The sequence below is a fragment of the Ruminococcus bromii genome, assembly GCF_928721825.1.
GTDB classification, from domain to species: Bacteria; Bacillota; Clostridia; order Oscillospirales; family Acutalibacteraceae; genus Ruminococcoides; species Ruminococcoides bromii.
In genome coordinates, this window is sequence record NZ_CAKMVP010000003.1 from 189,946 (window position 1) to 204,946 (window position 15,001).

The following is a 15,001-nucleotide window of genomic DNA, read 5'->3' on the forward strand; positions in this document are numbered from 1 at the left end:
ATATGAATTTTAACGGGTTGCCAATCAGCCCTGAGCTTCCTGCTTCTTAATCTTTTCCCAAAGGGGTGACATACTTCTGAGGTATGAAACAATTTCGGGAACGATTTCAAGAATGTAATCAATGTCTTCCTCTGTGTTGTCGTCAGAGAACGAAAGACGCATACTGCCGTGGGCAATCTCGTGCGGAAGACCGATTGCAAGAAGCACATGACTCGGATCAAGACTGCCCGATGTACAAGCAGAACCCGATGATGCCGAAACACCCTTGAGGTCAAGTCTTAAAAGAAGACTTTCGCCCTCGATTCCCTCAAAGCACATATTAACATTGCCGGGAAGTCTGTGAACTCGGTCGCCGTTTATTCTTGAACGCTCAATCTTTAAAAGACCGTCGATAAGTCTGTCACGCATCTTTTCAAGCTTTGCGTTTCTCTCGTCCATACCGTCAACTGCAAGCTGAAGTGCGGCGTCAAGACCGATGATGCCTGCAACATTTTCGGTACCTGCACGCTTGTTTCTCTCCTGAGCACCGCCGCAGATGAGGTTTTCAATTCTTACACCCTTTCTGATGTAAAGAAGACCGCAGCCCTTCGGACCGTGGAGCTTGTGTGCTGTCATTGAAAGAAGATCAATGTTTTCTTTCTGAACATCAATCTTCACATAACCTGCCGCCTGAACTGCGTCTGTATGGAAAAGAACACCGTGCTTTCTGCAAATTGCACCGATTTCGGAAATCGGCTGAATTGTACCGATTTCGTTGTTTGCGTACATAATCGAAACGATAGCCGTGTCCTCGCGAATTGCATTTTCAACATCCTCGGGATGAACGATACCGTTTTCGTAAACATCAAGATAAGTAACCTCAAAGCCTTCCTTTTCAAGAGCCTCACATGTGTGAAGAATAGCATGATGCTCAAATTTTGAAGTAATGATGTGCTTTTTGCCCTTTGCCTTTAGAGCGTGACAAACACCCTTGAGTGCCCAGTTGTCGGATTCACTTCCGCCTGAGGTAAAGTAAATTTCGTTCGGGTTAGCCGCACCGAGATTCTTTGCAATGTTTTCTCTTGCAGTTTCTACGGCAGCCCTTGCCTTTGCACCGATTGTATAAATGCTTGACGGGTTTCCGTAAACCTCGGTGAGGTATGGCATCATTTTTTCAAGCACCTTCGGTGAAAGTGCTGTAGTAGCCGAGTTGTCGGCATAAACATATCTCATTTTATATCCACCTTTATATAAGTTTATTGTTATGCAAATTGTTTTGCGGCTGCAACGGCAAGTCGGTCGCAACGCTCGTTTTCGGGATGACCTGCGTGTCCTTTTACCCACACAATTTCAACCTCGTGAGTATCATACAGGGTAAGAAGCCTGTCCCAAAGTTCGGGGTTCAAAGCCTTTTCTTTTTTATTACGCATCCAGTTGTTTGCTTTCCACTTTTTAGCCCAACCGAGTTTTAGTGCGTTGCAAACATACTGCGAGTCGCTGTACAGCGTGACCTTGCACGGCTCCTTGAGCATGGCGAGTGCATTGATAACAGCCGAAAGTTCCATACGGTTGTTGGTTGTGTCAGCCTCACCGCCCGAAATTTCTTTTTCGTGACCGTTATACCTTAAAACAGCACCCCAACCGCCGGGACCGGGATTTCCGCTGCAAGCACCGTCTGTAAAAATTTCAACTTGTTTCAAAAAACAATTCTCCTTTTTAATTCAGAGTGTATTCATCATTCAAATATTCAAAATGCAATTATATCTGCACTACATAGATTATAATACGGTCAATCGACAATTGCAACCCATTATTTGCTGTAATTCCGAGAATCTTGGTAGGTGTTTGAAAAAAATTCGGAATTTATACATATATATTGCAATTAAAATTGCAATTAAAGTGTTCTCGGATTTTATTATTACAGTATTTTCAAATTTTTATGCGTATAATTGCAGCTTTAATATGACCCGAAAGCGTCAGCTTTTGCTTTTGTTGTGAAAATTTCTTGACATTACAGTGTGAAGTGCGGTACAATAAAATGAAAAACTATGATAGGACAGCTGTGTACTGCCTTTATTACGGAAATAAAATTTGTATATTTTACTGATATTTTACGGATTATAATTATAGTCTTAGTGCGGATGTTGCCGCATTTTTACAGCGGATACAGCGGATTTTAATTTTTAATTAAATTATAAAAAAATAATTTTGAAATAAATTAAGACCTCACGGGCGTTCAGAGGTCTTTGATATATTTATTTAATTTTTACTCAGTACATATTTCAGAAAACGGAGGTAGATCTGTGAGTACAGAAAAGAGAAACGAAAGTTATATGCTTAAACAGTCAAGGTACTCAAAAGGCAAAAAGAATGTGAAGCAATACTCTAAAAATAATGCTTCAAAAAAGGGCGGTTCGGGTAAAAATTCCTACAACGCTTACTATAAGAAAAATGATGACGGATTTCAGCCAAAATCGAACGGAAAGTTAAGCTACGGCAAAAAGAAGAATCCGTCAAAATCAAAGGGTTATCCTAAAAAGAAAGCTCGGAAGCCGTCGGTAAAAATTGCATTTCTCGGCGGTCTTAATGAAATCGGCAAGAACATCACCCTTGTTGAATGTGAGAACGATATAATTATTGTTGACTGCGGAATGGCATTTCCGGACGGAGATATGCTCGGTGTTGACCTTGTAATCCCCGATTTCACTTATATTGAACAGAATGCCGACAGAGTTAAGGGTATTATTCTTACACACGGTCACGAGGACCATATAGGCGGATTGCCTTTCCTTCTTTCAAAGGTAAATGTTCCGATTTACGGTACACCGCTTACGCTCGGTCTTGTCGGCAACAAGCTCAGGGAGCACAGCCTTTTTAACAAGACTCAGCTCAATGTTATAAATGCAGGTCAGACGATCGAACTCGGCTGTATGAAGATTGATTTCATTCATGTAAACCATTCGATTCCCGATGCTGTTGCTTTTGCAATTCACACTCCGGGCGGCACTGTTGTTCACACGGGAGATTTCAAGATTGACTGCACACCTATCACGGGTGATATGATTGATCTTTCAAGCTTTGCAAGAGTGGGTGACGAAGGTGTTCTTGCACTTCTTTCGGAAAGTACAAATGCGGAAAGACCGGGATACACCCCCACGGAGAGGACAGTATCCGACAGCCTTGACAGCCTTTTTAAGAGTGCTGAAAACTACAGAATTATCATTGCAACATTTGCATCAAATGTAAACCGTGTTCAGCAGATCATTGACTGTGCAGAAAAGTATGGAAGAAAGGTTGCTTTTTCGGGCAGAAGTATGGTCAACTATATGGATGTTGCCCAAAAACTCGGCTATCTGCATCTTCCCGAAAATATTCTTATTGACCTTGATATGCTCGACAAATATATGCCGCAGCAGGTTGTTCTTGTTACAACAGGCAGTCAGGGCGAGCCGATGAGTGCGCTTTCAAGAATGGCATATTCCGACCACAGAAAGGTTATGGTCGGTGAGGGCGATTTTATCATAATTTCAGCCAATCCGATTCCCGGCAATGAGAAAACAGTCGGCAATGTTGTTGACGAACTTCTCAAAAAGGGCTGTAAGGTAATTTACGAGTCGATGTATGAGGTTCATGTTTCGGGTCATGCCTGTCAGGAAGAACTCAAAATTATTCAGAAGCTTGTAAAGCCAAAATATTTTATCCCCGTTCACGGTGAGCAGAAACACCTTAGAAAGCACGCCGACCTTGCAATGTTCCTCGGTATGGAACGCAAGAACATTTATATCGGTGATGTCGGAAGTGTTCTTGAAATAAACGAGGATTATATGAAAGAGCTTCCGCCTGTTCAGGCAGGCAAGGTATTCGTTGACGGTCTTGGCGTTGGTGATGTCGGAAGTATCGTGCTTCGTGACAGAAAGCACCTTGGTCAGGACGGACTTATTATTATTGTTGCTTCTCTTGATGTTTATGACGGTCATGTTATCAGCGGCCCCGACATTGTTTCAAGAGGATTTGTATATGTTCGTGAGAGCGAGGGACTTCTTGAAGAAGTTAAACGAACCGCTCTTGCAATTCTTGAGGATTGTGCAGAAAATAATGTTCACGAATGGGGCATTATCAAAAACAGAATCAAGGATGATGTTTCAAAGCTTATCGGTCAGCGTACAAGAAGAGCCCCGATGATTCTTCCTATTCTTCAGGAGGTTTAATCCTTATTCGCTGATTTGTTATCTTGCTATTTTGCTATTAACAGAGGTTTGACATGAGAAAAAGAAAATGGACACTTACACCGTGGTTCTTGATTTTTACGGCAATAATGTTTGCAATGGCTGTTGTAAGCTATGAATATTCGCCGATAGTTTTCTATATTGAGCTGGGTGTGTCTGTTCTTTCCTTGGCAGTTGTGCTTGTGATTTCATTGCGCTTTGCAAGCTATGTTAAGGGTACTGTGAAAAATACAGTCGAAAATATAAAGGGTATTAACGAAGACTACCTTGAAAAATTCAGTTACCCTGTTGCCGTAATAGGCAGGCAGGGTGACATTCTCTGGTGCAATTCCCGATTCCGCAAGGCTATGTGCGGCGGAAAGGGCGCAGAGGGTGACAATATCAAGGCTTATCTCTCGGGAAAAGACATTGATAACCTGAAAAAGGGCGAAGGCTGTGATGTTGCCGTTGACGGTAAAGAATACACTGTGTATTATCATTCCACAGGCGAGAGTGCTGTTTGTGAATTTATAGAAAACACCTACTACAAGCAGATTACAAGGGAATACCTTGCGTCAAAGCCTTGTGTTGCGATTGTTGTTTTCGACAATGCCGAGGACTTTTCCGATAACTCGGACGAATCATTCTCGGAGGCAATGCTCGATATTGAAGTTTGCCTGCAAAAGTGGGCGGAGCAGTATTCGGCTCTCTACAAAAGAATCGGCAACAACCGTTTTATGATAATTTTCAAAGAAGCCGATGTTGAAAAAATGGCAGCCGACAAGTTCCCGATTCTCAAAAATATCCGTGAAATCACTATAAACAACCACAGCGCGTCTATTTCGGTAGGTCTTTGCCGAGGCTATAATAGCATTAAAGAGAGCGAAATCAACGCAAGAAAAGCTCTTGAGATGGCACTTGGCAGGGGCGGCGATCAGGTTGCCGTTATTAAAAAGGATAATACATATGAGTTTTTCGGCGGAAAGGTTGCCGCAGCGGAAAAGGCAAGCAAGGTTCGTATGAGAGTAATTGCAAACGCAATCAGCCGTGTTGTTGCCGACTGTGACAAGGTTTTTATTATGGGACACAAGTTTTCCGATTTGGACTGCGTCGGTGCTGCAATCGGACTTCAGTGCATAATGGAGAAAACCTTTAAGCGTTATTCAAAGGTTGTCATTAACCGAGAAACATCAATGGCAAAACAGCTCATTGAATATACTGATGAAAAACTCGACACCGATATATTCATTTCTCCCGAAGCCGCTCTTTCGGGGCTTACCCAGAAGTCACTTCTTATCATAGTTGACACGCACCTGAAGCGTTCGCTTGAAAGCAGTGAGCTTTACGAAAAGTGTAAAAAGGTTATCATCATCGACCACCACAGAAAAGCAGTCGATTACATAAACAACGCTCTTGTGTTCTGTCATGAACCGTCGGCATCCTCTACCTGTGAAATGTGCAGTGAAATTATCAGCTGCCTTGATGATTCTCCGCTTTCATATGTTCAGGCCGACGCAATGCTTGCAGGCATTACGCTTGACACAAAGAATTTTGCCGTTAAAACAGGTGTGCGCACCTTTGAAGCGGCGGCTTATTTGAGAAGAAGAGGTGCAAACACTCTCACCGTAAAGGGTATGTTTTCTGATAATATTGAAACCTACCGTGAAAAGGTTGACATTGTATGCAAGGCTCATGTTTACCGTGGATGTGCAATTTCAATTGCTCCGAGCGGTAACGGTGATATAAGACTTGCGTCGGCTCAGGCGGCTGATGAAATGCTCAACCTCAAGGGTGTTGACGCGTCATTTGTTCTCTTTGAAGACAACAATCAGATTAACATTTCCGCAAGAAGCTACGGAAATGTTAATGTTCAGATTATAATGGAAAAGCTCGGGGGCGGCGGTCATCAGACCATGGCGGCAACCCAGCTGAAAAACACTACAAAAGAGTTTGCTTATCAACAGCTGCTGTCAGAGATTGACAGTACTCTTGATGATGAGGAAAACTCGTAAGAAAGGTTGACAGGTTATGAAAGTAATTTTAATGCAGGATGTAAAATCACTCGGCAAAAAAGGCGAGCTTGTTGAAGCGTCCGACGGCTATGCAAGAAACTTTCTTCTTCCGAGAAAGCTTGCAAAAGAGGCAAATGCTCAGGCTATGAATGAATACAAAAATGCCGAAAATTCAAAAAACTATAAAATCGCAACCCAGAAAGCTCAGGCAGAACATGACAAAAAGGTTCTTGAAGGCAAAACCTTCAAAATGACTGCAAAAGCAGGACAGGGCGGCAGACTTTTCGGCAGCGTAACCTCAAAGCAGGTTGCCGATGAAATTAAAAAGCAGTATAACATAAATGTTGACAAACGCAAGGTTGTTCTTGATTGCGATATTAAGGAATTTGGTACATATCACGCAGAGGTAAAGCTCTTTACGGGCGTTTCTGCAAAGATTGATGTTCAGGTGTCCGAAGCCTAATAAAAGGAGTAAAAATGGCTGATTTAAATTTTGCAGGCAGCTATGACGGACTTCATCTGCCGTACAGTCCCGAGGCTGAACAAGCGGTTTTAGGTGCAATTATTCTTGAAAGCAACACCTTTGACAAGGTTGTTGATATTCTGAAAAGCCCCGATTATTTCTATGTTTCTTTGCACAAGCTGATTTTTGCACAGATGCAGGAAATGATTGGACTCGGTCTGAACATCGACTTTGTTACACTGCTTGAAAGGTTAAAACAGAATAAAGCTTTTGATGAGTCAACAGGTAAATCCTACCTCTTTGACCTTGTTGACAATTGTCCGTCAATTTCCAATGCCGAGGAGTATGCGAAGATTATTGCGGAAAAGTACAATGTCCGCAGGCTTATTACGGCATCCCGTGAAATTATTGATGACGCAACAGCAGGCAACGAAGATCCCTCGGTTCTGATTGATTCGGCAGAGCAGAAGATTTTTGACATCAGACAGGGCAATGAAAGACACGGTCTTGAGCGTATCAACTCGGTAATTTTACAGACTTTTGACCGACTTGACGCACTCAACAGCGAAACCGACAACAGTATGAAACCTATCCCAACGGGCATAGGCGACCTTGACCGAATGATTACGGGACTTAACCGTTCCGACCTTATCATTCTTGCCGCCCGACCCGGTATGGGTAAAACGAGTTTCGCACTCAATATTGCACGAAATGTTGCGTGCAAGTCCAAAAAGACCGTTGCGTTTTTCTCGCTTGAAATGTCAAAGGAACAGCTTGCAAGCCGTCTGCTTTCGAGCGAGGCACTTATCGGCGGTACAAAACTGAGAACAGGTAAGCTTACCGAGGAGGAATGGTCAAGGCTTATTCCTGCAAGCGATATTCTCAGCAAAACCGACCTTTATCTTGACGATACTCCGGGCATTACAATCCCCGAGATGAAGTCAAGACTTCGCCGACTTCACAACCTTGATCTTGTTGTAATTGACTATCTTCAGCTTATGTCGAGCGGCAGAAAGATTGACAGCCGTGTAAACGAAATTTCGGAAATCACACGAAATCTGAAAATTCTTGCAAAGGAAATGAATGTTCCCGTAATCACTCTGTCACAGCTTTCCCGTGCCGCAGAAAAGCGTGATGACCACAGACCTCAGATTGCCGATCTTCGAGATTCGGGTTCTATCGAGCAGGATGCCGATATTGTACTTTTCCTCTACCGTGAGGGCTATTATGACAAAGAGGGCGGAGAGGATTCTGCCGCACCGACAGCCGATATGAATTCGGGCGAGTGCATCGTAGCAAAGAACCGTCACGGCGAAACAAATATCGTAAAACTGCATTGGCAGGGCGAGTTTATGCGCTTTACGGGAACGGACAACCGAGATGCTTAACCGTGTTATTGCAACCGTTGAAAAATACGGTTTGCTTGAAAAAGGTGACAGCGTAATCGTTGCACTTTCGGGCGGAGCTGATTCCACGGCTCTGCTGAGCATTTTAGTTTCTCTGAAAGAAAAATACAATCTTTCGGTCTATGCCGCTCATATTAACCACAATATCCGCGGTGAAGAGGCAAAGCGTGATGAAAATTTCTGCAAAATTCTTTGTAAGAAATTTAACACGGAGCTTTTCATAAAAAGCGTTGATGTTCCCACACTTGCCAAACAGCAGAAAATCAGCGAAGAGCTTTGCGGAAGAAATGTCCGCTATGCTTTCTTTGAAGAGCTTTCGCAAAAACTCGGTGCAAAGGTTGCAACTGCTCACACGGCATCCGACAATGCCGAAACGCTGATATTTAACATTGCAAGAGGCACATCGGTGGCAGGCTTGTCGGCAATTCCTCCAAAACGGGGGAACATAATCAGACCTCTGATTGAACTTTTGAGAAGTGACATTGAAAGCTACTGCAAAGCAAACAACCTTGAATATGTTACCGACAGCACGAATCTTGCCGATGAATACACACGAAATTACATTAGGCGCAACATTATGCCGTGCCTTAAAAGGCTGAATCCGTCTTTTGAACGGACGGCTCTCGGCTTGAGTGAGAGTGCGAGAGAGTCAGTCGGTTTCATCAGAAAATATGCCGAAAAAGCTGTGAATGACTGCAAATGCGACTTCGGCTACGACTGCAAAAAGCTGTTAAAGCTTGACAGGGCAGTTTTAAAGGAAATGCTGTTTATTCTTTTAAAGAACAATAATTACAGTGTCTGTCCCGAAAGAAAAACAGTTTTGCTTTTATGTGAAATAATCGAAAACGGCGGCAGTGTTGAATTGTCAAAACAATGCACAGCCGTTTCGAAACAGGGAATTTTCCGTTTTGTATGTTCGGATAATTCGGCTGATTTCAAAGAAATTCCGTTAAAGAATAATATGAGCTTTTCTTATGACGGAAAAACATACACGGTGAGCAAAATTGCTGATAAATCAACAAATCAAAACAACCTCGTTGCCGCAAAATGGCTTAATGAAAATGCTGTTTTCCGAACACGCAGAGCAGGCGACAGGTTTACATATCCCGACCGCACGGTCACAAAACCGCTCCGCAAGGTTTTTAACGAACAGAAGATACCCTCGGAAATAAGGGACAGGCTGTTGCTTCTTGCGGTATCCGACACCGTTTTATGGTGTGAAAGGCTTGGTGTTTCATTGCAGGGAAAGCCGGATGACACCGAAAATCTATTGATGATAATAAACAAAGAGGGTTAATTATGCATAAGGATATTGAAAAAATTCTGTATTCGGAAAAAGATATTGAAAATATTGTGAACACTATTGCAAAACAGATTGAAAAAGATTATAATGACAAAGATTTTATAATGGTCGGTCTGCTCAAGGGCAGCGTTGCCTTTATGGTTGACCTTATGAGAAAGGTTAATCTTGATTTTTCAATCGACTTTATCGTTGCGTCAAGCTACGGCAGCGGTACTGTAAGCTCAGGCAGAGTTAATATTCAGAAGGATATTTCCCAGTCTGTTGAGGGCAAGGATATTCTCATTGTTGAGGATATTATCGACTCAGGCAATACTCTTGACTTTATCACAAAATATCTTAAAGCCAAGAAGGCAAAATCAGTAAAGCTCTGTACACTTTTCAATAAGCCCGACAGAAGAGTTGCCGACATTCATGTTGACTACGCAGGTGCGGTAATTCCGGATGAGTTTATCGTTGGCTACGGTCTTGATTATAACGAAAAGTACAGAAATCTTCCTTATGTAGGCGTATTAAAGCCGTCAGTTTATTCGTGATTTTAATGCGAAAATAAGCCGCAAATTTTCGTGGCATTACATATTTCTACCTTGGAAAAACAATAATATAAAGAGGAGTGACAGCATTGGACAATAAAAAGAAAGTGCGCAATCTGCTGCTTTATCTCGGAATTCCGATTCTGATGATTATTATAACGGCGGCTGTGCTAAGCTCAAATAAATCGAGCTCACCGAAAACCTCGGAGCTTGAGCAGTACTTTGTTCAGGATATGGTTGACAGCTTTGATATTGATTACGGTACAGGTTCGATTGACATTACCCTTAAAGAGGGATTAAGTCCTATCAAATCATCCGATTCCGATAAGACTTCCGCAACTACCGCTGTTCAAAGCCCCACAGAATCAAAGAACTCTGATTCTCACAGCAAGAAATCAAAGGTTGTTGTAAGAGGCCAGCTTGCCGATATCCAGCGTTTTCTTGACGATATCAAGCCTTACTATCATCCCGCGTCAAACGATGAGATTTCATACAATCTTACCCGAGCAACGGATAATTCGTTTCTTATTGAAATTCTTCCGATAATCATTACAACGCTTATCCTTATCGTTGCATGGGTATTCATTATGAAGAAACTCGGCGGCGGCGGTCTTGGCGGCAAGGAAATGAGCTTTGGCAAAGCCAAGATTAAAAACACAAATGATGAAAAGCGAAAGACAACATTTGACGATGTTGCAGGTGCCGACGAAGAAAAAGAAGAGCTTGCAGAGGTTGTTGAGTTCCTCAAGGCTCCTGAAAAGTATAACAAACTCGGTGCAAGAATACCAAAGGGTGTTCTCCTTGTCGGCCCTCCCGGTACAGGTAAAACATTGCTTGCAAGAGCTGTTGCAGGTGAAGCAGGTGTGCCGTTCTTCTCAATTTCAGGTTCAGACTTTGTTGAGATGTTTGTAGGCGTCGGTGCGTCCCGTGTTCGTGACCTCTTTGATCAGGCAAAGAAAAACTCACCTTGCATCATTTTCATTGATGAAATTGATGCCGTAGGTCGCCAGAGAGGCGCAGGTCTTGGCGGAGGCAACGATGAGCGTGAGCAGACTCTTAACCAGCTTCTCGTTGAAATGGACGGCTTCGGTGCAAATGAAGGTGTAATCCTTATTGCCGCAACCAACAGACCCGATGTTCTCGATCCGGCTCTTATGCGTCCGGGCAGATTTGACCGTCAGGTTGTTGTAAGCTATCCCGATGTAAACGGCCGTGAGGCTATCCTCAAGGTTCATGCAAGAAAGAAACCGCTTGCGCCCGATGTAAATCTCAAGACTATTGCTAAAACAACAGCCGGATTTACAGGTGCAGACCTTGAAAATCTTCTTAATGAGGCCGCACTTCTTGCCGCAAGAAAAGACAAAAAAGCCATTACCATGGACGAAATCAAGGAGGCAACAGTCAAGGTTGTTGTCGGTGCAGAGAAAAAGAGCAAAGTAATGAGTGAAAAAGAGAAAAAGCTCACAGCCTACCATGAGGCAGGTCACGCAATTCTCTTTGATAAGCTTGAAACTCAGGACCCTGTTCACGAGATTTCAATTATCCCGACAGGTATGGCAGGCGGTTACACAATGCCACTTCCGAGTGAGGATAAGTCGTACAACTCACGCAGAGGTATGTATGAGGATATCGTTGTAAGTCTTGGCGGTCGAGTTGCCGAAGAACTTATTATGGATGACATCTCAACAGGTGCGTCAAACGATATTGAAAAGGCTACAAAAACAGCCCGTGCAATGGTTACAAAGTACGGTATGACTAAGGAACTCGGTTGTGTATGCTACGGCACAGACAACAATTCCGTATTCCTCGGCAGAGATATGGGCAGCAGAACTCAGGATTATTCCGAGGCTACCGCAGCTAAAATCGACCAGCTTGTTCTTGATATGATCAACAAGGCATATGGCGATGCTACCAAGATTCTCAGCGAAAATATGGATAAGCTCCACGACATTGCAAAATATCTTATTAAGCATGAGAAGATGGGCAGTGAGGACTTTACTGCCGTAATGAACGGCACATATAAAGAACCCGAAGAAGTTGAGCAGGAAACTGCCGACAAAGAACCCTCAGCCGAAACAAAGGTTGACGAGTCCACAGAAGGTTAATATCAAATAAACATAGCCTCTCGCAATGAGAGGCTATGCGTGTATATGAATCAATATTTAAACGAATGTATGAAGTTGTGTCAGGTGTTTGACACAGTAAAGGGTAGATGAGATGGCACAGGATAAAATTATTGTGAGAGGTGCAAAAGAGCATAACCTCAAAAATGTAAATGTTGAAATTCCCCGAAACAAGCTCGTTGTAATTACAGGTCTTTCGGGTTCGGGCAAAAGCTCCCTTGCATTCGACACAATCTATGCCGAGGGACAGAGAAGATATGTTGAAAGCCTTTCTTCATATGCAAGAATGTTTCTCGGTCAGATGGACAAGCCTAATGTTGAAAGCATAGAGGGACTTTCGCCTGCAATATCAATCGATCAGAAAACTACTTCAAAGAATCCCCGTTCAACGGTCGGTACGGTTACGGAAATTTACGATTATCTCCGTCTTTTGTACGCAAGAATAGGTGTTCCGCACTGTACAGTCTGCGGAAGGGAAATCCGTCAGCAGACTGTTGACCAGATTGTTGATAAGATTATGACCTATGACGCAGGCACAAAAATTCAGATTATGGCTCCCGTTGTAAGGGGTAGAAAGGGCGAACACGCAAAGGTTCTTGACAGTGCCGGAAAATCGGGCTATGTCCGTGCAAGAGTTGATGGGATTATCTATGATTTGTCGGAAAATATTCCGATTGAGAAAAATAAAAAGCATAATATAGAAATCATTGTTGACCGTCTTGTAATTAAGCCTGAAATCGTTTCAAGACTTTCCGACAGCATCGAAACCGCTTCAAAGCTTGGCGGCGGTCTTGTTATGGTGAACTTCAACGGCGATGAGGATGTGACTTTTTCACAAAAATATGCCTGCCCCGAACACGGTGTGAGCATTGACGACCTTTCGCCGAGAATGTTTTCATTCAACAATCCTTTCGGTGCGTGTCCAAAATGTACAGGACTCGGCGTGTTCCTCAAAATTGATGAGAACAAAATTATTCCCGATATGTCAAAGAGTATTCGTGACGGCGGTATCAAGGGCAGCGGATGGGCAATGGAAGGCAGTACAATTGCCGCAATGTATATGGAGGCTTTAGCGAAAAAGTACAATTTTTCGCTTGATGAACCGCTTGAAAATCTTCCGAAGGAAACTATCGAAAAAATCCTCTACGGCACAGGTGATGATGAGCTGACAATCAATAAAAAATCGGTTTACGGCGGAGGTACTTATCAGCATAAATTTGAGGGTATAATCAACAACCTTGAACGCCGTTACCGTGACACAAGCAGTAACTGGATTAAGGACGAAATCCGTTCGTATATGGCAGAAATTCCGTGCGATCTTTGTCACGGTGACAGACTTTCAGCCGAAAGCCTTGCAGTAACAGTCGGCGGACTTAACATTGCCGATTTCTGCAAAATGTCGGTTGTTGACGCACTCGACTTTGTAGGTCAGCTCAAGCTTACGGAAAAAGAGCAGATTATCGGTGCTGAAATTGTTAAAGAAATTAACGAAAGACTTAACTTCCTCAAGAGCGTAGGACTTGGCTACCTTACTCTTTCAAGAAGCTCGGGAACACTCAGCGGCGGTGAAAGCCAGCGAATCCGCCTAGCAACGCAAATCGGCAGTTCGCTTATGGGTGTGCTGTATATTCTTGACGAGCCGAGTATCGGACTTCATCAGCGTGACAATGAAAAACTTCTTGCAACCTTAAAGCGACTTCGTGACCTCGGAAATACTGTTATCGTTGTTGAACACGATGAGGACACTATGTATGCCGCAGATTGCATTGTGGATGTAGGCCCCGGGGCAGGTATTCACGGAGGTGAAATTGTCTGCGTCGGTGATGTTGAAAAGATTAAGCAATGTCCGAATTCAATTACAGGCAAGTATCTTTCGGGCGAACGCAAAGTTCCCGTTCCCGAAAAGCGCAGAAAAGGCAACGGACTTTTCCTTGAAGTCAGAGGAGCGGCTGAAAATAACCTTAAAAATATCAATGTTAAAATTCCGCTCGGTGAATTTGTCTGCGTAACAGGTGTTTCGGGTTCGGGCAAAAGCTCACTTGTAAATGAAATTCTCTATAAAGCCCTTGCCCGTGACCTTAATCGAGCAAAGACAATTCCCGGCAAGCACAAGGAAATCAAGGGTATGGAAAATCTTGATAAGGTAATTGCCATTGACCAAAGTCCTATCGGCAGAACTCCCCGTTCAAATCCTGCAACATACACAGGTGTGTTTACGGATATCAGAATGCTTTATGCCGCTACAACCGATGCGAAAATGCGTGGTTTTACGCCAAGCAGATTTTCATTCAATGTAAAGGGCGGCAGATGTGAGGCTTGTCAGGGTGACGGTATTTTCAAGATTGAAATGCACTTTTTGTCAGATGTTTATGTTCCGTGTGAGGTCTGCAAGGGCAAAAGATATAACCGTGAAACCCTCGAAGTAAAGTACAAGGGCAAGTCAATCAATGATGTTCTTGAAATGTCCGTTGAGGAGGGAATGGAGTTTTTCTCAAATATCCCGAAAATTTACAGAAAGCTGAAAACCTTGTACGAGGTTGGTCTTGGTTACATCAAGCTCGGTCAGCCTGCAACAACGCTTTCGGGCGGTGAGGCTCAGCGTGTAAAGCTTGCAACAGAGCTTTCAAAACGCAGTACGGGCAAGACAATTTATATTCTTGACGAGCCGACAACGGGCTTGCACATTGCCGATGTACACAGACTTGTTGAGGTTCTTCAGCTTCTTGTTGACGGCGGAAACACGGTTGTTGTAATTGAACACAACCTTGACCTTATCAAGACAGCCGATTATCTTATCGACCTCGGTCCCGAGGGCGGTGACGGCGGCGGTACAATCGTTGCCAAAGGCACTCCCGAACAGGTTGCAAAGGTTGAAAAATCATTTACGGGACAGTATCTTAAACCACTGTTATAATTCCCATAGAGAAAAATAATCGTTTTAAAAAATAAATATAAAGAAATTTCGGAGAAATTGCATTGT

Annotated in this window: 10 protein-coding genes; 8 read left to right on the forward strand and 2 right to left on the reverse strand. The window is 43.2% G+C overall.

Annotation, left to right across the window (positions count from 1 at the left end; genetic code table 11):
- Window positions 1-24: 24 nt before the first annotated feature.
- Window positions 25-1,212 carry a cysteine desulfurase NifS gene (gene nifS / locus QDI94_RS01185; RefSeq protein ID WP_101029053.1) on the reverse strand — a complete coding sequence of 396 codons (1,188 nt, stop codon included), beginning with the start codon at window positions 1,210-1,212 and terminating at the stop codon, window positions 25-27.
- A gap of 29 nt (window positions 1,213-1,241) precedes the next feature.
- The gene (rnhA, locus tag QDI94_RS01190) at window positions 1,242-1,679 is read right to left on the reverse strand and encodes a ribonuclease HI (RefSeq protein WP_101029052.1); all 438 of its coding nucleotides are present in this window, start codon (window positions 1,677-1,679) and stop codon (window positions 1,242-1,244) included.
- Window positions 1,680-2,282: 603 nt separating this feature from the next.
- Between rnhA and QDI94_RS01195 the strand changes: the two genes are divergently transcribed.
- The 8 genes from QDI94_RS01195 to uvrA all read left to right on the forward strand — a co-directional run bounded on the left by QDI94_RS01195 (window position 2,283) and on the right by uvrA (window position 14,935).
- Window positions 2,283-4,187: a ribonuclease J gene (locus tag QDI94_RS01195; RefSeq protein WP_278866510.1), complete on the forward strand. Its 1,905-nt coding sequence runs from the start codon at window positions 2,283-2,285 to the stop codon at window positions 4,185-4,187.
- 53 nt (window positions 4,188-4,240) lie between these two features.
- Window positions 4,241-6,196, forward strand: coding sequence for a DHH family phosphoesterase (locus QDI94_RS01200; RefSeq protein WP_278866512.1), 1,956 nt, complete (start codon window positions 4,241-4,243; stop codon window positions 6,194-6,196).
- Window positions 6,197-6,212: 16 nt separating this feature from the next.
- Window positions 6,213-6,659: a 50S ribosomal protein L9 gene (gene rplI / locus QDI94_RS01205; protein ID WP_101029050.1), complete on the forward strand. Its 447-nt coding sequence runs from the start codon at window positions 6,213-6,215 to the stop codon at window positions 6,657-6,659.
- Window positions 6,660-6,673: 14 nt separating this feature from the next.
- Window positions 6,674-8,047: a replicative DNA helicase gene (gene dnaB, locus QDI94_RS01210; protein WP_278419283.1), complete on the forward strand. Its 1,374-nt coding sequence runs from the start codon at window positions 6,674-6,676 to the stop codon at window positions 8,045-8,047.
- On the forward strand, window positions 8,040-9,362 hold the full coding sequence (tilS, locus tag QDI94_RS01215; protein WP_278866514.1) for a tRNA lysidine(34) synthetase TilS: 1,323 nt from the start codon (window positions 8,040-8,042) through the stop codon (window positions 9,360-9,362). Before dnaB ends, tilS begins: the two co-directional genes overlap by 8 nt.
- Before the next feature lie 2 nt (window positions 9,363-9,364).
- On the forward strand, window positions 9,365-9,901 hold the full coding sequence (gene hpt / locus QDI94_RS01220; RefSeq protein ID WP_101029047.1) for a hypoxanthine phosphoribosyltransferase: 537 nt from the start codon (window positions 9,365-9,367) through the stop codon (window positions 9,899-9,901).
- A gap of 143 nt (window positions 9,902-10,044) precedes the next feature.
- Entirely contained in the window at window positions 10,045-12,003 is a 1,959-nt protein-coding gene (gene ftsH, locus QDI94_RS01225; RefSeq protein WP_423816497.1) for an ATP-dependent zinc metalloprotease FtsH, read from the forward strand.
- 112 nt (window positions 12,004-12,115) lie between these two features.
- Window positions 12,116-14,935: an excinuclease ABC subunit UvrA gene (uvrA, locus tag QDI94_RS01230; protein WP_278866515.1), complete on the forward strand. Its 2,820-nt coding sequence runs from the start codon at window positions 12,116-12,118 to the stop codon at window positions 14,933-14,935.
- Window positions 14,936-15,001: the final 66 nt, after the last annotated feature.

Bases quoted from the DNA above. Each gene is read 5' to 3' on its own strand.
- nifS (WP_101029053.1), bottom strand. From the start codon at position 1,212: ATGAGATATGTTTATGCCGACAACTCGGCTACTACAGCACTTTCACCG.
- QDI94_RS01200 (WP_278866512.1), top strand. From the start codon at position 4,241: ATGAGAAAAAGAAAATGGACACTTACACCGTGGTTCTTGATTTTTACG.
- rplI (WP_101029050.1), top strand. From the start codon at position 6,213: ATGAAAGTAATTTTAATGCAGGATGTAAAATCACTCGGCAAAAAAGGC.
- dnaB (WP_278419283.1), top strand. From the start codon at position 6,674: ATGGCTGATTTAAATTTTGCAGGCAGCTATGACGGACTTCATCTGCCG.
- tilS (WP_278866514.1), top strand. From the start codon at position 8,040: ATGCTTAACCGTGTTATTGCAACCGTTGAAAAATACGGTTTGCTTGAA.
- hpt (WP_101029047.1), top strand. From the start codon at position 9,365: ATGCATAAGGATATTGAAAAAATTCTGTATTCGGAAAAAGATATTGAA.
- ftsH (WP_423816497.1), top strand. From the start codon at position 10,045: ATGATTATTATAACGGCGGCTGTGCTAAGCTCAAATAAATCGAGCTCA.
- uvrA (WP_278866515.1), top strand. From the start codon at position 12,116: ATGGCACAGGATAAAATTATTGTGAGAGGTGCAAAAGAGCATAACCTC.